The sequence below is a fragment of the Achromobacter sp. FW305-C-13 genome (genome assembly GCF_058783475.1).
This window is the reverse complement of record NZ_JBYSYN010000002.1, coordinates 634,263-656,269: the sequence shown is the minus strand read 5'-3', so window position 1 is coordinate 656,269 and position 22,007 is coordinate 634,263. Positions and strand designations below refer to the sequence as shown.

General features: G+C 64.8%; 23 protein-coding genes and 1 tRNA gene. 11 read left to right on the top strand and 13 right to left on the bottom strand.

The window, feature by feature from the left end; genetic code table 11:
- Positions 1-145: 145 nt before the first annotated feature.
- Positions 146-820: a Crp/Fnr family transcriptional regulator gene (locus tag AC3WMU_RS14545; RefSeq protein ID WP_006222375.1), complete on the top strand. Its 675-nt coding sequence runs from the start codon at positions 146-148 to the stop codon at positions 818-820.
- Positions 821-912: 92 nt separating this feature from the next.
- Here the strand turns inward: AC3WMU_RS14545 and panB are convergent, their stop codons facing one another.
- From panB to AC3WMU_RS14495, 10 genes are all read right to left on the bottom strand, one after another.
- Positions 913-1,788: a 3-methyl-2-oxobutanoate hydroxymethyltransferase gene (gene panB / locus AC3WMU_RS14540; RefSeq protein WP_492282558.1), complete on the bottom strand. Its 876-nt coding sequence runs from the start codon at positions 1,786-1,788 to the stop codon at positions 913-915.
- 118 nt (positions 1,789-1,906) lie between these two features.
- Complete coding sequence (locus AC3WMU_RS14535) at positions 1,907-2,962, bottom strand: RNA methyltransferase (RefSeq protein ID WP_492282557.1); 1,056 nt, start codon at positions 2,960-2,962, stop codon at positions 1,907-1,909.
- A gap of 72 nt (positions 2,963-3,034) precedes the next feature.
- A complete protein-coding gene (locus AC3WMU_RS14530) occupies positions 3,035-3,757 on the bottom strand; it encodes an SDR family NAD(P)-dependent oxidoreductase (RefSeq protein ID WP_006222378.1) in 723 nt (240 codons plus the stop codon).
- A 2-nt stretch (positions 3,758-3,759) separates the two neighbouring features.
- Complete coding sequence (locus tag AC3WMU_RS14525; protein ID WP_492282556.1) at positions 3,760-4,803, bottom strand: histone deacetylase family protein; 1,044 nt, start codon at positions 4,801-4,803, stop codon at positions 3,760-3,762.
- A gap of 30 nt (positions 4,804-4,833) precedes the next feature.
- Positions 4,834-6,432, bottom strand: coding sequence for an ABC transporter ATP-binding protein (locus tag AC3WMU_RS14520; protein WP_006222380.1), 1,599 nt, complete (start codon positions 6,430-6,432; stop codon positions 4,834-4,836).
- Between the two features lie 3 nt (positions 6,433-6,435).
- Positions 6,436-7,272 (bottom strand): ABC transporter permease, encoded by an 837-nt coding sequence (locus tag AC3WMU_RS14515; RefSeq protein ID WP_006222381.1) that lies wholly within the window; start codon positions 7,270-7,272, stop codon positions 6,436-6,438.
- Positions 7,269-8,246 (bottom strand): ABC transporter permease, encoded by a 978-nt coding sequence (locus tag AC3WMU_RS14510; RefSeq protein ID WP_202803386.1) that lies wholly within the window; start codon positions 8,244-8,246, stop codon positions 7,269-7,271. Before AC3WMU_RS14510 ends, AC3WMU_RS14515 begins: the two co-directional genes overlap by 4 nt.
- 15 nt (positions 8,247-8,261) lie before the next feature.
- Positions 8,262-9,854, bottom strand: coding sequence for an ABC transporter substrate-binding protein (locus AC3WMU_RS14505; RefSeq protein WP_492282555.1), 1,593 nt, complete (start codon positions 9,852-9,854; stop codon positions 8,262-8,264).
- A gap of 77 nt (positions 9,855-9,931) precedes the next feature.
- Entirely contained in the window at positions 9,932-11,212 is a 1,281-nt protein-coding gene (locus AC3WMU_RS14500; protein WP_052017805.1) for an aspartate aminotransferase family protein, read from the bottom strand.
- A 56-nt stretch (positions 11,213-11,268) separates the two neighbouring features.
- Entirely contained in the window at positions 11,269-12,375 is a 1,107-nt protein-coding gene (locus tag AC3WMU_RS14495) for a phosphotransferase (RefSeq protein WP_006222385.1), read from the bottom strand.
- A 220-nt stretch (positions 12,376-12,595) separates the two neighbouring features.
- Here AC3WMU_RS14495 and AC3WMU_RS14490 point away from each other — a divergent pair, with 220 nt between their 5' ends.
- Entirely contained in the window at positions 12,596-13,399 is an 804-nt protein-coding gene (locus AC3WMU_RS14490) for a GntR family transcriptional regulator (RefSeq protein ID WP_192816718.1), read from the top strand.
- A 94-nt stretch (positions 13,400-13,493) separates the two neighbouring features.
- On the opposite strand, the gene AC3WMU_RS14485 is transcribed toward AC3WMU_RS14490, so the two are convergent.
- A tRNA-Gly gene (locus tag AC3WMU_RS14485) sits at positions 13,494-13,567 on the bottom strand.
- Positions 13,568-13,752: 185 nt separating this feature from the next.
- On the opposite strand from AC3WMU_RS14485, the gene trmB reads away from it, so the two are divergent.
- From trmB to lysM, 5 genes are all read left to right on the top strand, one after another.
- Complete coding sequence (gene trmB / locus AC3WMU_RS14480) at positions 13,753-14,577, top strand: tRNA (guanosine(46)-N7)-methyltransferase TrmB (protein WP_006222387.1); 825 nt, start codon at positions 13,753-13,755, stop codon at positions 14,575-14,577.
- Complete coding sequence (gene pip, locus AC3WMU_RS14475) at positions 14,577-15,518, top strand: prolyl aminopeptidase (protein ID WP_006222388.1); 942 nt, start codon at positions 14,577-14,579, stop codon at positions 15,516-15,518. Before trmB ends, pip begins: the two co-directional genes overlap by 1 nt.
- Positions 15,519-15,529: 11 nt before the next feature.
- Entirely contained in the window at positions 15,530-15,730 is a 201-nt protein-coding gene (gene thiS / locus AC3WMU_RS14470) for a sulfur carrier protein ThiS (RefSeq protein WP_006222389.1), read from the top strand.
- 332 nt (positions 15,731-16,062) lie between these two features.
- Complete coding sequence (locus AC3WMU_RS14465) at positions 16,063-16,383, top strand: hypothetical protein (protein WP_006222390.1); 321 nt, start codon at positions 16,063-16,065, stop codon at positions 16,381-16,383.
- Between the two features lie 45 nt (positions 16,384-16,428).
- Positions 16,429-16,875 carry a peptidoglycan-binding protein LysM gene (gene lysM, locus AC3WMU_RS14460; protein ID WP_006222391.1) on the top strand — a complete coding sequence of 149 codons (447 nt, stop codon included), beginning with the start codon at positions 16,429-16,431 and terminating at the stop codon, positions 16,873-16,875.
- 118 nt (positions 16,876-16,993) lie between these two features.
- On the opposite strand, the gene ffh is transcribed toward lysM, so the two are convergent.
- Positions 16,994-18,400 (bottom strand): signal recognition particle protein, encoded by a 1,407-nt coding sequence (ffh, locus tag AC3WMU_RS14455; RefSeq protein ID WP_006222392.1) that lies wholly within the window; start codon positions 18,398-18,400, stop codon positions 16,994-16,996.
- Between the two features lie 106 nt (positions 18,401-18,506).
- Here ffh and AC3WMU_RS14450 point away from each other — a divergent pair, with 106 nt between their 5' ends.
- From AC3WMU_RS14450 to AC3WMU_RS14435, 4 genes are all read left to right on the top strand, one after another.
- The gene (locus AC3WMU_RS14450) at positions 18,507-19,349 is read left to right on the top strand and encodes a cytochrome C assembly family protein (protein WP_035212267.1); all 843 of its coding nucleotides are present in this window, start codon (positions 18,507-18,509) and stop codon (positions 19,347-19,349) included.
- 1 nt (position 19,350) lies between these two features.
- Positions 19,351-19,608, top strand: a complete 258-nt coding sequence (locus AC3WMU_RS14445) for a PP0621 family protein (protein ID WP_006222394.1) — start codon at positions 19,351-19,353, stop codon at positions 19,606-19,608.
- Between the two features lie 104 nt (positions 19,609-19,712).
- The gene (ampD, locus tag AC3WMU_RS14440; RefSeq protein WP_492282554.1) at positions 19,713-20,291 is read left to right on the top strand and encodes a 1,6-anhydro-N-acetylmuramyl-L-alanine amidase AmpD; all 579 of its coding nucleotides are present in this window, start codon (positions 19,713-19,715) and stop codon (positions 20,289-20,291) included.
- Positions 20,292-20,310: 19 nt separating this feature from the next.
- On the top strand, positions 20,311-20,931 hold the full coding sequence (locus AC3WMU_RS14435; protein ID WP_006222396.1) for a glutathione S-transferase family protein: 621 nt from the start codon (positions 20,311-20,313) through the stop codon (positions 20,929-20,931).
- Positions 20,932-20,955: 24 nt separating this feature from the next.
- Here the strand turns inward: AC3WMU_RS14435 and AC3WMU_RS14430 are convergent, their stop codons facing one another.
- Positions 20,956-21,777, bottom strand: coding sequence for an IclR family transcriptional regulator (locus tag AC3WMU_RS14430; RefSeq protein WP_492282553.1), 822 nt, complete (start codon positions 21,775-21,777; stop codon positions 20,956-20,958).
- Between the last annotated feature and the right edge of the window lie 230 nt (positions 21,778-22,007).

Sequence of the window (22,007 nt, the reverse complement as noted above, 5' to 3'; positions counted from 1 at the left end):
TCATCAAGTTGACAAAGCGCCCTAGGGTTTACCTGTGCGAAAACATCACTGCTGAATAGGGAGCACTATGCGCGGACCGCCCACCGGTACCGGCAGCGAATCGCCAGGCGCCAAACGACGGCCGGCGCCATGCCCTGTCGACAAAATGCTGGACGTTGTCCCCTGGTACAACGGCTTGCCTCAACTTGAACGTGAAGTGGTCCGCGCCGAGCTGCGTGTGGTGTCGCTGCGCACGGGCGAATACTTGTTTCGCGAAGGCGCAAAGTCCCCGGGCTGGTATGGCGTGGTCGAAGGCCTGGTGAAATGGTCATCGCGGGGATCGGACGGCCGATCCTTGTCACTGGCCGGTTTCAGCACCGGCAGCTGGTTCGGCGAAGCCACCATGATCCGCCGGGAACGCTTTGAATATGAAGTGGTGGCGCTGCGGCCCAGCCGGGTCGTGATCTTGCCGCGCGACACCTGCGAGCGCCTGTGGAACAACAATATCGAGTTCACCAAGGCGCTGATGACGCATCTGGCCCATCGGGTCAACTGGCTGATGGCCTCTTACACAGGCAACGTGCTGCAGGATGTCGACACCACGGTTGCGCGCGCCGTCGCGGCGCAATTGGACGCCGAAGCGCATTCCGGCACCAACGGCCGCTTGAAGATATCGCAGGAAGAGATCGCCAGCCTGTGCGGCGTGTCGCGCCAGCGCTGCAACACCGCGTTGGTGACATTGGCCCGGGCCGGCGTCCTGCAGACGCACTACGGCGGATTGACGGTCCTGGATCGGGCCGCACTGTATCGCCATGCAAAACTCGACCAGGAGCACTCGTGAAAAAGCCGCTCCACCCGGCCGCCTAGGCGGGCAACATTGCCGCACAAGGCACGGCTCCAGCCCCGAGGCCGGACGGCAATCGCGCCGACGGCTTACCAAGCATGCTTGGCGTCATCGGGAAATGATCCGTCTTTCACCGCCCGCACATAACGCGCGATCGCGTCCTTGACGCCATCGCTGCCGTCCATGAAGTTGTGGACGAATTTCGCCATCCGGCCCAGGTTGATGCCCAGCATGTCGTGCAGGACAAGCACCTGCCCGGCAGTGCCGCGGCCCGCGCCAATGCCAATCGTGGCGCAAACAGCCAGATCCGCCGTGATCGAGGCCGCAAGTGCCGCTGGCACCAATTCCAGGACCAGCATGGTGGCGCCGGCAGCTTCAAGCGCCGCGCTATCTTCGCGCAAGCGCGCGGCGGCCTCATCCGTGCGGCCTTGTACGCGAAAGCCGCCTAGCGACGACACCGTCTGGGGCGTCAGCCCAAGATGGCCGCATACAGGAACGCCGCGTTCCACCAGAAACCGCGCCGTTTCCGCGACCCATCCTCCGCCCTCAAGCTTGACCATCTGCGCGCCAGCGCTCATTAGCGCCACGGCCGAGGTGATCGCCTGCGCTTTGGACACCTGATAGCTGCCAAACGGAAGATCAGCCACAATCAGCGAGCGTCCCCCCGTGCGCCGGACGCCTTCCGCCACGCATCGGGTGTGATAGGCCATGTCCTCAAGCGTGACCCCGACGGTGCCGTTGCCGCCCTGGCACACCATGCCCAGCGAATCGCCCACCAGCAGCGTGTCAACGCCGGCCGCATCCGCCACCGCCGCAAACGTCGCGTCGTAGGCGGTCAGCATGGCGATCTTCTCGCCGCGGGCGCGCATGTCGGCGAAGGTCTGGACGGTGACCTTTTTCTGCGCTTCAGCAGGCCGCAACCCGTAAGGGGCAGCGGACGATTGGGAATTCTCGGGCGTATTCATCTTGGGCGACCTGGCCTTCCGTAACATCGAATTGTCTTGGAGGGTGTGCGGCCGATGCCAGCGGCCAGAAGGACCGCTTCGTACCTCACACGCTGGGACGAGCATAGCTCAGGCGGCGCTAGGCGGCTTCCAGCCTTGGCGTGCGCGGGCGACGCAGCACGACGACCTGTTCGGCGCCGACGGCCCGGGCACGCAACTGGCCGCAGCCGCCGTCCACATCCTGCCCGGCGCTGTTCCTCACCTTGGTCAACAACCCTCGGCTATGAAGGTAGTGGACGATCTCGCGGATGCGTTCGGGATCGGGGCGTTGATAGTCGTCCCCTTCAAGACTATTGAAAGGGATGACGTTGAGCACGCAGTACTTGCCCTTCAGCAGGTGCAGCACGGCGTCGAGCTCGTCGTCGCCGTCGTTGACGCCCTTGAGCAACGTCCACTGGTACTGGATCGGGTATCCGGTGTCGCGGGCGTACTTTTCGCCCAGCTCGACCAGCGCTGCCGGCGAAATTTTCGCGGCACGCGGCAGCAGGTGTTCACGAAGCTCGGTCTTGGTCGTGTGCAACGACAGCGCCAGCGCGGGTTTGACCCGCTGCTTCGGCAGGGCCTCGAACACGCGCAGGTCGCCCACGGTGGAAAGCACCAGGTTCTTATGCCCGATATTGCCTTCGGTGCCCAGCAGGTCGATCGATTCGAGCACATTCTCCAGGTTATGCGCGGGTTCTCCCATGCCCATGAAGACGACTTTCTTCACCGCGCGCAGACGCCTTGCCAGCACGACCTGAGCAAGGATTTCCATGCTGGAGACCTGGCGGATCAAACCACTCTTGCCGGTCATGCAGAAGCGACAGCCCACCGCGCAACCAACCTGAGTAGAAACGCAGAGGCCGTCACGGGGCAGCAGCACGCTTTCCACCATCTGCCCATCGGCAAGGTCGACGAGCAAGCGCGAGCCGTCGTTGCCGGCATGTTCGGAACGGATACAGGCAAGACCGTCCAGTTCCGCCGTCACGGCGGGTAGCGCATTGCGCAGCGCCAGCGGCAGGAAATCCTCTGCGCGCCGCCGCCGCGTGCCGGTGTCAAGCGCCTGCCCGTTCAGCCAGACGCGCATGAGCCGGCCGCGATGGACAGGCTGGGCGCCGAGTGCGGCAAGGCGATGATCGAAGTCGGAATAGCGCATAGGGAGCGGATTGTACCCAGCCGGGTATGGGTCGGACGGACGCCAGCCCGGCAGCGCCGCCTCGCTTCCCGATCAAAAGGCCGTTTCCACCCGCCAGCTGATCGGTATTTCCGCCACGCTGGCCGTGGCGGGAAGCTCCAGCGCCATCCGGGCGATCCTGGCAACTTCCTGGGGCTGGGTCAATTGCGCCTTGACGGAGTCGTCCACGCCGTCGGCCATGTCGGTGGCAACGAAGCCCGGGCAGATTGCGGTGCAACGGATCCGATCCCCTTCGCCGGCATGACGGATACCATGAGCCAGCATCAGTGCAGCGGCCTTGCTCATGGAATACAGCCCGCCTTCCGCCGCCCGCACGCGCTTGCCGGCCAGCGAGGCAATCACAAGCACCTTGCCCTCCGGCGCGGCCTGTAAATGGGGCCAGACCAACCGCGTCAGACGCATGGGCGACTTGACGTTGACGGCGAAGATATCGTCGAAGTCCTGGTCGCTCGCTTCGATCACGGACTTGCCGCTAAGGATGCCAGCGTTATGGACGATCGCGTCGATTCGTCCAAAATGGCCGTGCGCCGCGGCCACCCAGGCCGCTTCACTTGCCGGATCCCGCGCATCGAAGGGCGCCCCATGACAACGATCCGCTCCATACTCCGCCAGCGCCGCCACAGGCTGGCGTGTCCCCGCCGACACTCGCCAGCCATGCGCTAGCAGTTCACGTGCCAGGGCCAGCCCGATGCCCCGGCTGGCGCCGCTGATAAGCACCACACGGCCCTCACCCGCCTCGCGTTCAACAGTCATCATGCCTAGGCTCCCTGGCGGCTCAGATAGCCCTCGACCAGCGAATTGACGTTGGCGCGCAGGGTATCGACCTTGTAGCCCCCTTCCTGAACGAACAGGGTGGGCAGGCCAAGCTGGGCGATTCGATCCCCCAGTACCGCGTAATCGGCCGTGTCGATGTCCAGGTTGCCGAACGGATCGTGGCGGAACGTGTCGAAGCCCGCCGCCACCACCAGCACGCCTGGCGCGAAATCCTTGATCCGTTCCAGGGCATGGTCGAAGTGCTCAAGGTAACCGTTGATCGCCGTGCCGCCCTCCATGGGCAGATTGCAGTTGTAGCCCTCGCCGGCGCCGCTTCCAATCTCGTCGGCATAGCCGCAGATGAACGGAAACAGCGTTTCTGGCTTTCCGTGCAGCGACACGGTCAGCACGTCGTCGCGGTCGTAGAAGATCTGCTGCGTGCCGTTGCCATGGTGCACGTCGATATCCAGCACGGCCACGCGGCCAAAACGCTTGGCCAGACGCTGCGCGGCGATCGCCGTATTCGCGATGTGGCAGCCGCCCATCGCCAGATCGCGCATGGCGTGATGGCCGGCGGGCCGCAGCAGCGCGTAGGCGCTGCGTTCGCCTTCGATGATCGCGTCGGCAGCCGCCACCGCGGCGTCGACGCTGCCGTTCATGTTGACCCAGGCGTCCTGGACCAATGGCGAGCCGCCATCGCCCAGATAGCGGCCGGCGAGCGTCACCGGAATCTGCGTACGCAACGTCGGGAAATAGCGATTCGTCGTGATGTAGGGCCGCACTTCGAAAGACGCATCCGGCGCCTTGGACCATTCGTCCCAGGCGGTCTCCAGATAATGTAGATAGTCCGGGGCGTGGACTTCGAACAACTCCACTGGACGTTCGGCTGCGCGTTGCACGAATTGGCAATCCAGACGCAGGTCATCCTTCAGCGCGGCAAGGATTTCGATGCTGCGTTCGGCGCGATCGTGGTGCTGTTTGAGCAGCCCACGGATCATGGCGTTGCCAGGCCAGGGCACGTCATGGGTCGGGGAGATGAATGCTTTCACTGCGCGATCCTATAAAGCGTGTGGGTGTGTTTATTTCCAGCTTCTTCCGGGCACCGCGGCAATCAGCTCGCGGGTGTATTCGTGCTGCGGGTTTTCCAAGACCTGGGCAGTCAGGCCCTGCTCGACGATTTCGCCATGCTTGAGCACGATGACGCGGTCGCACAGCTGGGAGGCCACGCGCAGATCATGCGTGATGAAGAGCATGGAAAGATGCAGCTCTTGCTTGAGTTGGCGCAGCATGGCCAGCACCTGGTCCTGCACCGAGACGTCCAACGCCGACACCGGTTCATCCGCCACGATCAGTTCCGGCGTCACGGCGATGGCGCGGGCAAAGCCCAGGCGTTGGCGCTGGCCGCCCGAAAATTCGTGGGGATAACGATCCAGCGCGGACGGGTCCAGCTTGACCAGTTGCATCAATTCGCGCGCCCTGCCCATGGCCGCGCTGGCCGACATGCCATGCCGGCGCATGCCTCCGGTCAGGATGCGCGCCACGGTATGGCGGGGGTTTAGCGACCCATACGGGTCCTGGAAGATCATCTGCACCGAACGGCGCCGCGCCGGATCGGCGAACGCGCCCTCCGCCAGCATGTCGGCCCCGCGCAATCGCACCTCGCCATCGTCGACAGAAACCAGACCCGCCAGCATGCGGCCGATGGTCGACTTGCCCGAACCGGACTCGCCCACCAGCCCCACCGTCTCGCCGCGCCGGATGTCGAACGACACGCCCTTGACCGCCGGGAACTGCTGGGCCGGACCGAACCACTTTCCCTTGCGCACGTACGTCTTGCGCAGGTTCTTCACCGTAAGCAAGGCGTCCGGCTGAACCTCGCCGGCGGGCGGTGGCCGGAACGACGGCACGGCCGCCAGCAGCGACTGCGTGTATGCCTCCTGGGGATCGCGCAGCACCTGCTGCGCCGAGCCCGACTCGATCACGCGGCCGCCCTGCATCACGACGATGCGGTCGGCAATTTCGGACACCACGCCAAAGTCATGCGTAATGAACAGCACGGCCAGGCCCTTGCGTTGCTGGATGTCCTTGATCAGGGCCAGGATCTGCGCCTGGGTGGTGACGTCCAGCGCCGTGGTCGGCTCGTCGGCGATCAGGATGTCCGGCTCCAGCGCCAGGGCCATGGCGATCATGACACGCTGGCGTTGTCCGCCCGACAATTGGTAAGGATAGGAATCGGCAATGCGGGCATGATCCGGCAAGCCGACCGAAGTCAGCAGCTCGGCGACACGCGCGTTCACCTGTGCGGCATGGCGCATGCCGTGCGTACGCAACATTTCGCCGATCTGGCGTCCGCAGCGCATCAGCGGATTGAGCGCGCTGAGCGGTTCCTGGAACACCATGGCGATGCGCTTGCCCCGCACTTTACGCAGCTCGCCCAGGGGCATGCCGGCCAGTTGCAGTTCTCCCAGCCGGATATCACCGCCGGCGATGCGCAGGCCGCGCGGCAATAGGCCCAGGACGGCATGCGCCAACGTGGACTTGCCCGACCCGGACTCGCCCACCACGCAGACGATTTCGCGCGGGTTCAGGGCAAGGCTCACGCCTTCCACCGCAAACGCGCGGTCTCCGCCGGCCGGCAGCGAGATCGACAGGTTTTCAATCTGAAGCAACGACGCCACGGCTCACCCCTTGCGATGGAGACGGGGATTGAGCGCATCATTAAGCCCCTCTCCCATCAGGTTGACCGCCAGCACGGTGACGAAGATTGCCACGCCCGGGAACAGGCACATCCACCAGGCCAGGCGCAGAAACGTGCGCGACGCGCCCACCATGTAGCCCCAGGTCATCAGGTTGGGATCGCCCAGGCCCAGGAAGCTGATCGCGCTTTCAAGCAGAATGGCGTTGGCCACCATCAGCGAAGCCATCACGATCAGCGGCGACACGCAGTTAGGCAGGATTTCGGCAAACACGATGTGCGTGCGCGAATAGCCCTGCACCGTGGCGGCCTCGACGAACTCGCTGGACTTGACCCGCATGAACTCGGCGCGCACCAGCCGGGCGATCGGCGGCCAGCTCACCAGCGCCACGGCAGTAATCACCGAACCGAAAGACGGCTGGAAGATCGCCACCAGCACAATGGCGAACAAAAAGCTGGGAATGGTCTGGAAGATCTCGGTCACGCGCATCAGGAGCTCGTCCCAGCGCCCGCCCAGGTAGCCGGCCGGCACGCCCACCAGCATGCCGATGAACACCGCGACCACGGTCGCCACTACGCCCACCAGCAGCGAGGCCTGCGCGCCATGCACGATGCCCGCTGCGATGTTGCGCCCCATGGAGTCCGCCCCCAACCAGGCGCCGGCCTGCTCGAACGGATGCAGGAACGGCGCTTCAGTAGCGTCCCAAGGGTTGATCGGATAGAGCCACTGAGCGCCCAGGGCCATCAGCACGATGGCTGCCAGGCATACCAGCCCCACCACCGCGCCAGCATTGCTGAAATATCGCTTGATCAATGACTTCATGATTGACTCTGCATGCGAGGATCGACGACGCGGTAGATCAGGTCGGTCAACAGGTTGAACGCCACCACCACCACCGATGTGCAGAAAAACACCCCAAGCAGGACGGGATAGTCGCGCTGCTGCAGCGCGTCGAAAGCCAGCCGGCCAATTCCCGGCCAGGCAAACACCGTTTCCACCAGCACCGAGCCGCCGATCAGTTGACCCGCCTGCATGCCGGCCAGTGTGATGACGGGCAGCACGGCGTTGCGCAGCTGATGCACCCACACCACCCGGCCCGAAGACAGGCCCTTAGCCCACGCCGTCTTGACGAAATCGGCGCCCTGGATCTCGTTCATGGAGGCCCGCGCCAGACGGGTGTAGACCGCCAGGTTGAAGCCCGCCAGGGTGACGATGGGCAAGAGGGCGTGCTTGGCAATGTCCAGCATTCGCGGCACGCCGGTCAGCGACGAACCCATCGTCTCGTAGCCGAACGCCGGCAGCCAGCCCAGGCTGACCGAGAATCCCAGCACCAGCAGCAATCCGACCCAGAAGATGGGCGTCGCGTAGAACGCCAGCGATGCCGCGGTGATGACGGAATCCAGCCATGATCCGCGGTAACGGCTGGCCAGCGCCCCCAGCAGGATCCCTCCCAGCAGGGCGATGAGGAAAGCCGGGATCGCCAGCACCAGCGTGGCCGGCAAGCGGTCGGCGATCATGTCCCACACGGGGCGTTGCTGCCGGTAGCTGTAGCCCAGGTCCAGCGTGGCGATGGATTGCAGATAGCTCCCCAGTTGCACCACCAGGGGTTGATCGAGCTTGAACTCCTGGCGCAGCTGTTCCAGGAACTTCGCGTCGGACGACCCGGCTTCGCCAGCCAGCACGCTGACCGGGTCGCCGGGCGCCATGTGCACCAGGGCGAAGTTGATGACGGCGACTGCGACCAGCACCGTGACCGACTTGCCCAGCACGGAAAGTAAGGGCCGCAGCCACCTCATCATCCGTTCTCCCTCTTACTTCTCGATGTAGGTCGTCGCGAAGCTTTCCGCCACGCCGATGGCGGACGTCGTCACGTTCTTGACCTTCTTGTTGGTGATTGTGGGGAACGCCAGTTCGACCAACCAGGCGGTCGGCGCATCCTTGGCGACCTGGCCGTAGGCCTGCGTGTACAGCTGCTGGCGCTTGGCCGGGTCGACTTCCTTCGCGGCGGCGATCAGCGCGGCGTCCACGTCCTTGTTCACATAGCCCGATGTGTTGGTGCCGTAGCCGCCCTTGTGGATATTGTCCGAACGGTAGGTGCGATCCACGCCCAGCGCCGGATCCGAATACTGGTACAGGTACTCGACCACCGAATCGAACTCCCAATTGGAGTAGCGACGCGCCCAGCTGCCCGCGTCGGTGTTTTCCAGCACCACGTCCACCCCGACTTTGGACAGCGAACTCTTGACGTACTCGGACACCTTGTTCCAGGTATCGCCATAGGGCAGGCCCAGCAGTTTGATGCTGGCCCGCTTGCCGCTGGCATCCGGCTTCAGGCCCATTTCGTCGAGCAGCGCAATAGCCTTCTTCGGGTCGTAGTCATAGCGCGGCAGCTTGTCGTCGTAGAAACGCGTGACCGACGACACCGGGCCCGTGGCCGGGCGCGCAGCGCCGAAGAAAATGCGCTCGGCGATGAACTTGCGGTCAATGGCGTACTGGATGGCCTGGCGGAAACGCGCGTCATCCAGCGGTTTGGTGCGATGGTTAAGCTCGATCGCGGCGTGCGAGCCGGTGAACTCGTACCCTTGGGTCGTGATCTCCAACTGCGGGTTGGCCTTGATCTGCGGCAGGAAGGCGAAATCGATGTCGCCAAAACTGGCGACCTGCACCGAGCCGCTTTCCAGCGCGACCAGGCGCGAGTTGGCGTCCGGAATCACCTGGAAGTAGATCTTGTCCAGGTACGGCAGGTTGGGACGCCAGTATTTGTCGTTGCGCTCCAGCAGCACGAAGCGGCCGCGCTGCCATTCCTTGAACTTGAACGGCCCGGTGCCGATCGGCGTCTGGTTGGCGGGGTTGTTGCGGAAATCGGTGCCCTTGTATATGTGCGCCGGCACGATGGGCGCGGACGACACCTCAAAGGCATTGATGAATGGTGAGTACGGCTCTTTAAGCGTGATGACGACCGTGAGCGGCCCGGTCTTCTCGATATTCGCCACATGGCTGAGGTTGTTGCGGGCGCGCGCATGCACCTCGGGCAGGTATTCCTTGAGCGAGAACAGCACATCGTCGGCGCCGAACGGCTTGCCGTCGTGCCAGGTCACGCCTTCCTGCAGCTCGAAGGTATAGGTCAGGCCATCGGGCGATACGCTCCACGACTTGGCAAGGCTGGCCTGGGGATTAAGCTTGAAATCATAGGTCAGCAGGCTCTCGTAGATCTTGCCGCCGACGATTTGGGTAGGCGTCTGCTGGTTCAGGCCCAGCATCAGGACGGGAGGCTCGGGATTCAGGATGACGTTGAGCGTGCCGCCATGCGTCTGCGCCATGGCCGACGCGCCTGCGCCGAGAGCGGCTGCGCCTGCCAGCAGGACATGCAGTGCCGTTTTTCTGAAGAACATAGTGTTGCGCATGATGATTCCCTTGCTTGTTCGACGTGGTGGGGTGGGACCGGTCTTCTTATGAAGCGTCTAGTTATCTTGTTGGTGGCTCAGTGCATCGCCGTGCGGCACTGCTCATCCAGGGCAGCGGCCAGAAGGCCGGCATGCTCGGGCTGGAACACAAGCGGCGGGCGGATCTTGAGCGTCGAAGCATGCCGGCCAGCCGTGCCGAGCAGCACGCCGGACTGGCGCAACCCATTGACGATTCGTTGGGTCAGGCGGGCGGCACTCGCCGCATCCCCGTCGGGCGCGACGATGTCGACGCCCCAGTACAGGCCCTGCCCGCGCACTGCCCCCAGGCAATCGTGGCGCTGCGCCAGCTCGTCCAGCGCTTGCGCCATGACCTGGCCGGTACGCTCGACGTGGGCTGGCGCATCCATGCGCGCCAGCTCGTCCAGCACTGCCAGGCCGACGGCCGACGACACGGTGTTGCCCCCGAAAGTATTGAAATAGCGGCATTGCCGGCCGAAGACCTCTGCCAGGCGCGACTGCACGACCAGGCCGCCGATTGGATGGCCGTTGCCCATGGGCTTGCCCATGGACACCATGTCCGGGATCACGCTATCGCGCTGAAAAGCCCACCAGTTGGCGCCCATCCGGGCAAAGCCGCCTTGCACTTCGTCGGCGATGAACAGGCCGCCGCGGGCGCGCACGCGCTCGGCCGCCAACGTCAGCGCTTCGCTGGGATCGGCGTACATGCCGTCGCTGGCGAACACGGTGTCGACCATCAGCGCGGCCACTGGCGTGCCGGCGGCTTCCAGCTCGTCGGCCGCAGCATCCACGCAGGCGGCGAACTTCGCCGCAACCTCGTGCGGCGATCCCTTCAGGAGGCAAGGCGCCGGTATCGTCCGGACGTGCGCCCCGACAGGACGCAGCGAAGGCGACACATCGGCCAGCGCCATCGTCACGCCGTGATAGGCATTCTCGGTAACGATCACGCCCCGCCGCCCCGTCGCTTCGAAAGCGATGCGCAGCGCCAGATCATTGGCCTCGCTGCCCGTGCAGGTGAACATGGCGGTGTCCAGCGCATCCGGAAATAGCGCCAGCAAACGCTCGGCGAAATTAACCACGCCTTCGTGGAGATACCGCGTATGCGTGTTGAGCTTGGATGCCTGACGCGACAGCGCTTGCACCACGGCGGGGTTGGCGTGCCCGACCACGGGTACGTTGTTGTAGGCGTCCAGATAGCGACGCCCCGAGGCGTCGTACAGCCACACGCCCTCGCCGCGCACCAGTTCCACCGGTTCTTCGTAGAACAACCGGTAAGCCGGCCCCAGCGCCTTGCGCCGCGCCAACAAGTCTTGATGCGCTTCGTTGCGGTTTACTGTCATCGCATGTCCTTGGTTCGATTCGTACGCGGCGTCGCGCAGTTCCATGCAGGACGCGCTCAACGGGCGCCCCGGCTCCATTCGTCGTACAGCTCGTTGAACAACGCCGTCGCCGCAGCCCGGCTGCGCAGGATGTAGGCGCCATTACCGGGAAAGCGCAAAGCGCGCCAGGACGGAATCGCCATGCGCTGCACCAGCCGCGCCAGCACCAGGTCCAGCACGTGGCGCCGCTCTTGCGGCGTCAGCGCAGACACCGACTCGTAACCCGCCACGACGGCCGACAGCACGTCCAGGGGATTGCCGGCAGCCGTCATCTGGTAGGACGCGGCAATGGCGATCTCGGCGATCCGCGGCGCGTGGACCATATCGCCGAAGTCCAGGATGCCCGCCAGTTCCGAGCCCGCCGCATCGACCAGAATGTTGCTGGGCGACAGATCGTTGTGGATGATCTGGCTGGGTAGCGCGGCCAGCGCAGGCATGACGTCCAGCTCGAACACGTCCAGATAAGCAGCGATGCGCGCCCGTTCGTCCGCGGACTCGACTGCCCCCAGCATCGGCCGCACGCGCGCCACCTGGCAGGCGTCCCACAGGAAAAGGCGATGCGCAGCCGGATGTTCGAAGTCGGCAAGCTGCCCATCCAGTTGCCCGGCCGCCCTGCCCACGGCGTACCAGGACTGCGGCGCGGCCGACATGGCCGTTCCCGCCCGGCCAGGCAGGTAGCCATAGGCGCGCACCCGCACAGGGTCAGCAACGTCCGGCACATGAAAATCCAGCCAGTCCTGCGACGCTGAGCCATCCCCGCACCCCGGCCTGATATCCGGGTAGTCCTCTGTCAGCCTTGCCGCGTCGGCAGGCTGGTGATGCGGCGCCCGCACCGAGCCCATGCCGTGACTGCGCGCTTCCAGATGCTTCAGCACCGCAATCTGCATGCGCGTTTCGTCCAGGCTTTCCGCGCCATTGATGAACTTCAGCGTCAGCGACTCGCCGTCCGCCCGGCTGATCCGGAAATTCATGTCGCGCTCGCCCGACAACGGGGCGCACTGCGCATAACCGGGGTAGCAGGCCCTGGCGACGCGTTCCGCATCCTTGAGCCGGATCGGCGGCGGCGAATTCACCAGCAGGGCGTCCACCGGTTCTTCCAAGCCGGTGGCGGCATTCGACAGCATCACGACACATCCCGATTTAGATATTTGATGCATCATGCATCAAGATACAAAAACCCCGATATCGGTGTAATCCCGAAGACGGCAATATCCCGGGAAACCGCCCTCGAATGCCGGTTTCGCCTATAAGGCTGATAAAGTAGGGAGTGGGCAGCAAGCCCGCCATCCGCCCGCCCGGACCAACGTCTCCGTGGCGATCTTCAGACTCTTGGCACGTACTTTGATGCATCATCCGAGCGCAAGCCCGCATTCCGACCCTAACGCCGACGCGCCTGCGACATTGCTGCCGCCGCAAACAGAGGCCCGCTTTTCCGCCATGCAGTACGAAAGCATGGGCAAGCGGGTCTACACCAGAATCTGCAGCGCCCTGATGGAGGGCCAGCTACGGCCGGGAGACCGGCTGCGTATCCGGGAGTTGGCCGCAGAGCTAGGCACCAGCATCACCCCCGTGCGCGACGGCGTGCTGCGCCTGGTGCAGGATGGCGCGCTGACCATGCGTAGCGCGCGCGATATCCGGGTGGCCGAAGTCACCCTGCCCGAATACCTGGAAATCCGCGACATCCGCCTCGAGCTCGAAGGCATGGCCGCTGCGCGGGCCGCCGAAGTCGCCACCGCCGAAGACATTGCGCGCATGGAGGCGCTGATCGAGCAGAACGAACAGGCCTTGGCCGCCGGCGACGTCCTGGCGGCCATCAGCCTGAACCAGCACTTCCATTTTGAGTACTGTCGGATCGCCAACATGCCGGTGCTCTTGAGCATCCTGGAACGGCTATGGTTGAAGATGGGACCGTTGATCGCCCAGTGCTATACGGCAGGTGGGCGCGACATGATCGACGGTCACTATTCCCTGCTGGCGGCGATGCGCAATCGCGATAGCCAGGCAGCGAGGGTCGCCGTCCAGACCGACATCCTGTCGGGCGGCCAGGTCATCCTGGAATTGAAGAAACGCTCGGCGAAGGCCGCCGACAGTGCAGATACCGCGCAGGCGGCAGCGCCAGCGGCGAAACAGGCACGCACGTCAATGTGAAGGCAATGAAGTCACGCCGGTCGGGCAGGTCAGAAATCTGGGAATGGCTTGCGACGATCACCGGCGTGCGGTGGCGGTTCGTGAAAAATCGAAGTGGAGCGGGTGAAGGGAATCGAACCCTCGTATGAAGCTTGGGAAGCTGCCGTTCTACCATTGAACTACACCCGCTCGGGTGTCGTGCCGCGGCGCAGGGCCGGGGCAGAGCCGACGATTATAGCGCGCCTTTTTTTGGATTCCAGGGGGATTTTTGTCCTCCCTGCCGCGCCTTCCGGCAGCCACGGCATAAATGCGTCCCCAATTTAGTCCATCCGGCCGACTCCGCCTCGCCACACCTGCCACTACAATTCGGGGCTATGAATACGAACAACCCCGCGGACAAGCCCGCGACGCCCCCCGTGAACACCCCCGACACGACCGCCGACTCCGCCGCGCCTGCCGCTGCGCAAGCCCCCGTTTCCCCGGAAACCCAGGCCGCGCTGGCCAGCACCGCCCACGCCCCGAACAGCCCGGGCGCCACGCACATCCGCAGCTTCGTGCATCGCCGCGGCCACATCACCCAGGGCCAGTTGGCCGCGCTGGAGCGCCTGATGGGCCAGTGGTCCATTCCGTACGCGCCCCGCCGCCTGGACCCCGCGGCCGCATTCGGCCGGCAGGCGCCGACGGTACTGGAGATCGGCTTCGGCATGGGTGAGACCACCGAGAAGATCGCGCTGGCCCGTCCGGACGACAACTTCCTGGGCGTCGAAGTATTCAACGCCGGTGTGGGCTCGCTGCTGCGCCGCATTGAAGATTCCAGCATCCCGAACCTGCGCATCATCCAGCACGACGCCGTTGAAGTCGTGCGCGACATGATCGCCCCGGATTCGCTGGCCGGCGTGCATGTGTACTTCCCGGACCCGTGGCCCAAGAAGCGCCATCACAAGCGCCGCCTGCTGCAGCCCGCGTTCGTGTCGCTGCTGGCCAGCCGCATCGCACCGGGTGGCTACATCCATTGCGCCACCGACTGGGAAGACTACGCGGTGCAGATGCTGGAAGTGCTTAGCGGCGAACCGCTGCTGGCCAACACGGCGGACGGCTATGCGCCCCGCCCCGATTACCGCCCCCTGACCAAATTCGAGAACCGCGGCCTGCGTCTGGGCCACGGCGTCTGGGACCTGATCTTCAAGCGAGTCGCCTAATGCTCTACCCGCCAATCGAACCCTACCGCCACGGCATCCTGGATACCGGCGACGGCCACCAGATCTATTGGGAAATGTCGGGCAATCCGAACGGCAAGCCCGCCGTCTTCCTGCATGGCGGCCCGGGCAGCGGTTGTTCGCCCGTGCATCGTCAGTTGTTCGATCCGCAGCGCTACAACGTGCTGCTGTTCGATCAGCGCGGTTGCGGCCGTTCCAAGCCGCACGCCAGCCTGGACAACAACACGACCTGGCACCTGGTGTCCGATATCGAGCGCCTGCGCACCGAGATCATGGGCGCGGACAAGTGGCTGGTGTTCGGCGGGTCTTGGGGGTCGACCTTGGCGCTGGCTTACGCCGAGACGCACCCGTCGCACGTGAGCGAATTGGTGGTGCGCGGCATCTTCGGCCTGCGCCGCGCGGAAATCCAATGGTTCTACCAGGAAGGCGCGTCGTGGCTCTTCCCGGACCGCTGGGAAGAATATCTGGCGCCCATCCCCGAAGCCGAACGCGGCGACCTGGTGGCGGCGTACCACAAGCGCCTGACGGGCGACGACGCCGCCGAACAGCTGCGCGCCGCCAAGGCATGGAGCAAGTGGGAAGACAGCACGATCACGCTGCTGCCCAGCCCGCGCCATCAGCAAAGCCACGCCGCCGACCGCGCCGCGCTGGCCTTTGCCCGCATCGAGAACCACTATTTCGTGAACGCCGGCTTCATGGAAGAAGGCCAGTTGATCCGCGACGCCCACAAGCTGCGCGGCATCCCCGGCACCATCGTGCAAGGCCGCTACGACGTCTGCACGCCCGCGCGCACCGCGTGGGACCTGCATCGCGCCTGGCCGGAAGCTGAATTCCATCTGGTGCCCGACGCCGGCCACGCCTTCGACGAGCCCGGCACCTTGGCGCGCCTGATCGCCGCCACCGACGCCTACGCGAAACAGTGAGGAGACCCGATATGCACATCACCCTGAATGGCGACGCGCGAGAGTTCCCGCTGGACACCACCGTCATCGAACTGCTGCAAACGCTGGGCTACGCGGGCAAGCGCGTGGCAGTAGAGCGTAATGGCGAGATCGTGCCCAAGAGCCAGCACGAACAGACCACGCTGACCGATGGCGACCAGATCGAGATTGTCGTCGCGGTGGGCGGCGGCTGATTTCGCGATTGGTTTGCGCCGCACTTATTGCGCCGCAAACAGGCATTTTCAAGACGAAGGGCCGCTTGATCAGCGGCCCTTTTGCTTATGCGCTTTCCATCAGGTTCTGACGCACGGCACCATGCGCCTGATGGGGTTTGCGCCTGCCGCGCTACGCCGCCTGCAAACTGACGAGCATTCTTGCGTAGTCTGCCGCGGTACTAGCAACCTGTTACACGTTAACCCCTCGTCTGGCGGCAAGTCTGCGAGTAATAATCGTTGCTGCTGGCGTCGTTACGTTGTCTTGCTGTTGTTCTAGCGTTGCACATCGCCCCACGGGGCAAGGAGGCATCATGAACACCGCGGTCATCATCAATCTTCTCATCCAGCTTGTCGCTGGCGCAGCCGGTGGCAATGGACTGGGGAAAATGCTCCAGCAGTTCAATCTTGGCCCACTCGGCAACACCATCGCAGGGGCCATCGGCGGCCTGGCGGGCGGTTCCTGGCTGGCGCCCATGATCACCGCCGGCGCGGGAGCGGCGGCAACAGCAGGCAATACCGGATTGGATCTTTCAACGATCGCCGGTGACGTGGTGGGTGGTGGCGTCGGTGGCGCCGTGCTTACCCTGATCGTCGGGATCGTGCGCAAGATGTTCGTGGGCCGCGCGCCCTGAAAGCACTTCTCGTTTTCTCACCGCAACATAGATAAAGGAAACACTATGGGTCTGCTCAATTTCATCAAGGACGTTGGGGAAAAGCTCTTCGGCGCCAGCGAGGCCAAGGCCGCGACGGCAGACGAGTTGAAGAAAGAGCTGGATAAGCACGGCCTGAACGCGGACGGTCTGCAAATCACGGTGGATGGCGACAAGGTCACGGTGGCGGGCGAAGCCCTCAGCACCGAAGCGGCCGAGAAGATCTCCCTGGCGCTGGGCAACACCGTCGGCGTGGCCGCGGTGGACAATCAATTGAAAGTGAAGCAGGCCACGCCCGAAGCCAAGATGTACACGGTGCAAAAGGGCGACAACCTGTGGAAGATCGCCGAGGCGCAATATGGCAAGGGCCAAGGCGCCAAGAACTCGCTGATCTTCGAAGCCAACAAGCCGATGCTGACCAGCCCCGACAAGATCTACCCGGGCCAGGTGCTGCGCATCCCGCCCCTGGCGTAAGCCGCGACGAAAATCCAACAACCCGGAGAACACCCATGCGTTTTCCGGCTTGTGTCGCGGCGAGGCGCCCCCTGCCTGCCGCGATTGCTTGGCCAGACGCAACGTCTGGCCATTTTTTTTACTTCATTCCGAAACGCCCAAGGCCCTTCATGCCGCCCATGGCGCGCATCATCTTTGCCATGCCGCCCTTCTTCATCTGCTTCATCATGCCCTGCATCTGTTCGAACTGGGCCAGCAGGCGGTTGACCTCTTGCACCGGCACGCCGGAGCCCGTTGCGATGCGGCGCTTGCGCGAGGCCTTGATGAGTTCCGGCTTGGCGCGTTCGGCGGCCGTCATGGAATTCAGGATGCCTTCCGTACGGCGCAGCTGCTTTTCAGCCTGACCGCCTTGCAGCTGACCGGCGGCCTGCTGGAACTGGGCCGGCAGCTTTTCAAGCAGCGACCCCATGTCGCCCAGCTTCTTCACCTGACCGAGCTGGTCGCGGAAGTCGTTCAAGTCGAACTTGTTGCCCGACTTGATCTTCGCCGCCAGCTTCTGGGCTTCGGCGATGTCGATGTTCTTCTGCGCCTGTTCAACGAGCGAGACGATATCGCCCATGCCCAGCACGCGTTGTGCCATGCGGTCGGGGTAGAAAGGCTCAAGGCCGTCCAGCTTTTCCGACACGCCGACGAACTTCAGCGGCTTGCCGGTGACGTGGCGCACCGAGAGCGCCGCGCCGCCGCGGGCGTCGCCGTCCAGCTTGGTCAGCACCACGCCGGTCAGCGGCAGCGCATCAGCGAAGGCTCGTGCGGTGTTGACCGCGTCCTGGCCTTGCATGGCGTCCACCACGAACAGCGTTTCAACCGGCTTGACCAAGTCATGCAGGGCGCGGATTTCGCGCATCATGGCTTCGTCGATGCCCAGGCGTCCGGCCGTGTCCAGGATCAGCACGTCGTAGTGATGCCGCTTGGCATGGTCCACCGCGCCGCGCGCGATGTCTTCAGGCTTCTGGCTGGGATCGGAGGGAAGGAAATCCACGCCGACCTGCGCCGCCACGCTCTTTAACTGGTCGATAGCCGCGGGACGGTAGACGTCGGCGGACACCACCAGCACCTTCTTCTTGCCGGTCTTGCGGCCGTGCTGCGTGTGCTGGCCTTCGGACAGCCAGCGGGCCAGCTTGCCGGTGGTGGTGGTTTTACCCGCGCCTTGCAAGCCAGCCATCAGGATGACGGCGGGCGGCTGCACGGCCAGCGACAATTCGTTGGAATCCGCGCCCAGGTCGCCGCCCATCAAGGCGGTCAGTTCCTTGTGGACGACGCCCACCAGGGCCTGGCCGGGGCTGAGGCTGCCGGCGACTTCTTCGCCCAGCGCCTTGTCCTTCACGCGGGCGATAAATTCGCGCACGACGGGCAGCGCCACGTCGGCTTCCAGCAGCGCCATGCGCACTTCGCGCAGCATCTCCTGGGTGTTGGCCTCGGTCAGGCGGGCTTCACCGCGCAGCGTCTTGACGACGCGCGATAGGCGTGTAGTTAGGTTATCGAGCATGAGAGGCGTTTCCGCTTAAACTAGTTGATTGAACGGTGGCCGCAGGCGCGGATTCTGCGCTTTCGGGTGACATGCACCCCAAGGCCCCATCCAGACAACGGTTTCTATGTCACTAGGCATTGTATTTCACACAGCGGCTGCCTTGGCGTACGCAGTGCTAGGAGGGTCACTTTGGATCCGACTGGCCGGCGCCGGGGAAGTGGAAAAGACGGGCAGAATCGCCCGTCTGTGCCTGCTGGGGGCCCTGGTTCTCCATGGAATCGGCCTGCAACAAGCCATGCTGGGCGCCCAGCATCTGTTCATTGGGTGGGCACTTGCCCTGTCGGCAGCCATCTGGCTGGGCATGGTGGTCTTCTGGCTGGAAAGCCTGCTGGTGCGTATCGACGGCCTGCAATTGCTGCTTTTGCCCGCCGCCGCCATCGCCAGCGCCCTGGCCGCGCTGTTCCCGCAGGGGCAATTCGTGCCCCACGCCGACGACGCCTGGCTGCGTGTCCACCTGCTGATCGCCCTGGCCGCCTACGGCCTGATCACCATCGCCGCCCTGCACGCCATGATGATGGCGCTGCTTGACCGCCATCTGCACCGCCCGCTGGACGCGCCCACCGAACGCAGCATCATTGGCCGCGTGCTGGACTCCCAGCCCCCGCTGCTGGTGCAGGAACAACTGCTGTTCCGTATCATCTGGATCGGTTTCATTGTGCTGACGTTGGCCGTGGGATCCGGGTCCGTGGCGTCCATGAAGCTGACCGGCAAGATCCTGCCCTTTGACCACAAGACCGTCTTCACCCTGCTGTCCTGGTTGACGTTCGGCGTACTGCTGGCGGGCCGCCATATCTGGGGCTGGCGCGGCCGCGTAGCCCTGCGCTGGACCTTGACGGGCTTTGGATTCCTGATTTTGGCGTACACCGGCAGCCGGTTCGTGCTGGAAATGATTTTGCATCGAGGCTGACGTGGGCAAGTTGCTGTTTTGGGTGGTTCTGATCATTGCGGTGCTGTTCGTGGCCCGCATCGCCGCCCGCATGGCGGCGGCAAAGCAGGCAGGCGCGCAGAACAGCGCACGCCGCAGCCAGCCTGCGCCGGCTGCCCCGGAGTCCATGGTGCGCTGCGCGCACTGCGGCATCCACCTGCCGCGCTCCGAGGCCGTGCTGCAGAACGGGCTGACCTGGTGCAGCACGGAACACGCAAGGCTGGGGCCCGCGAAGAAGTAACCAACGCGGCGCGCTGGGGTTCACGCGCCGCGCAAGTGCTGATTTGGGAGGCTGCGGCGACCACGGCATAATGCCTGTTGGATTCACCACGCATGCTCTCTCCCATGGCTCTGCTTCTGGATCGACATGGCTGGCTGGCGCCGGCCCCGGGCGTCACCCTTCTGCCTTCGCCCAACCGCGACGCGCGCCCCCCTGGCGCGCAGGTCTCGCTCTTGGTGCTGCACAACATCAGCCTGCCGCCCGGCCAGTTCGGCGGCCCCGAGGTTGCCGGCCTGTTCCTGAACACGCTGGACTATTCCTCGCACCCCTGGCTGGAACGCCTGCGCGGCTTGCGCGTGTCGGCCCACTTCTTCATCCGCCGCGACGGGCGCATCATCCAGTTCGTATCTACCGAGCAGCGCGCGTGGCACGCCGGCGTGTCGCGCTTTGGCGGACGTGAACGCTGCAATGACTTCTCCATCGGCATCGAACTGGAAGGCACCGACACGCTGCCCTACGCCGACGAGCAATACCTGGCGCTGCGCAAGCTGACGCCGGTGCTGCGCACGCGCTATCCCCTGGCTGCGGCCTGGGGCCACGAACACATCGCCCCGGGCCGCAAGACCGATCCGGGGCCCGCATTCAACTGGACGCGCTTTTCGCGCGACAGCGGCTTTGCGCGGCGGCAATTGCCGCCCGCCTGACACAACTCAAGGACTGGATATGTTGAAGATCTGGGGACGCCTGACTTCCGTCAACGTGCAGAAAGTGATGCTGGCCGTGCGCGAGCTGGCGCTGCCGCACACCTTCATCCAGGCCGGCGGGCCGTTCGGCGTGGTGGACACGCCCGAATTCGCCAAGCTGAATCCCAACCGCACCGTGCCCGTCATCGATGACGGCGGCTTCGTGCTGTGGGAATCCAATGCCATCGTCCGCTACCTGGCCGCACGCTATGGCGCGGGCACCTTGTGGCCGGAAGACGCGTGTATGCGCGCGGACGCCGACCGCTGGATGGATTGGCAGACGACCGAATGGCAGGGCGCGATGGCGCCGGCCTTCCTGGGCCTGATCCGCACGCCGGAAGACAAACGCGACCGCGCCGCCATCGACAACTCGGTCAAGCGCTCCAACGCCCGTGCGCAGATCCTGGACCAGGCCTTGCAAGGCCGCGAATTCATCGCCGGCCGCCATCTGACCATCGGCGACATCGCGCTGGTGACGTCCGCGCACCGCTGGCTGGCCCTGCCGATCGAACGCCCGGACACCCCGGCACTATCCGCCTGGTACCGCCGCGTAATGATGCGCCCCGCCCCGCAGGGCGTGCTGACGCTGCCGCTGGAATAATCGCTGAAGGGGGCAGACGCCCCTTCAGCCGCGCTCCACCTTCCACCCCATCTCCGCAGAGATCTCCGCTGCGGCCCCCTGCACCACCGCGACCATGTCGTGCATGCGTTCCAGCGACATGTACGGCACCGTGCTGGACACGCTGATGGCCGCCACGATGCCGCTGGACGCGTCGCGCACGGGCGCGGCCACGCAACGGATCGAGGGTTCATTGTCTTCCAGGTCGAACGCATAGCCTAGCGCGGCGTACTCGCGCATGCGGTCGCGGAACGCCTCCCAGCTCTGCTGCCCGCCGGGCGCGCGCGACGAGACCGGTGCGCCGATGCGGTGCAGCGCCTTCCATTGCGGTTCTTCGGTGTCCAGCAGCAACGCCTTGCCCACGCCCGTGGCGGCCAGCGGCATGCGGTGGCCCACCCGCGAACGCATCTCCAGCCCCTTCTTGCCGGGGATCTTCTCCAGGTACAGCACTTCGTCGTTGTCGCGCACGGCCAGGTGGATGGTGTCGCCCGTCAGCTCGGCCAGGCTATCCAGGTACGGCCGGGCCAGCGTGGCCATCGGAAACGCCTCGCGCGCCTGAAAGCCCAGTTCGATCAGCTTGGGACCCAACACGTAGCCCACGCCCGGCAGGGCACGCAGATAGCGCTCCTGCACCAGGCAACTGGCCAGCCGGTGCGTGGTGCTGCGCGCGACACCGATACGGGCGCAGATCTCTTTCAAGTCGCGCGCGCCATCGGCAACGGCTTGCACCACGGCCAGGCCGCGCATGAGGGTCTGCGTGCCGGCCGGCGCGGCGCCATCGGGGTCCAGCGAGGGGGAGCGTACGGAAGTCAGGGCGGTAGCGGTCATGAAATGTCGAGAAGGCGGGGATACGAGGCAGGGAGTGCGCTTATGGAGCTGCAGTAATTCCCTGTATGTGGGATTTAATTCTATATTTTGAGATTTTTCAAGCGCTGATCTAGAATTTTTGGCAAACCGCGCCGTCTGCGTTCTTGCGGCTGGCGCGTCCGACAACAAGGTCTGCAACGCCCGCCCCACCGCGCCCTCCCCACGTGGCCCCGGCACCGGGCGCTGCGGCC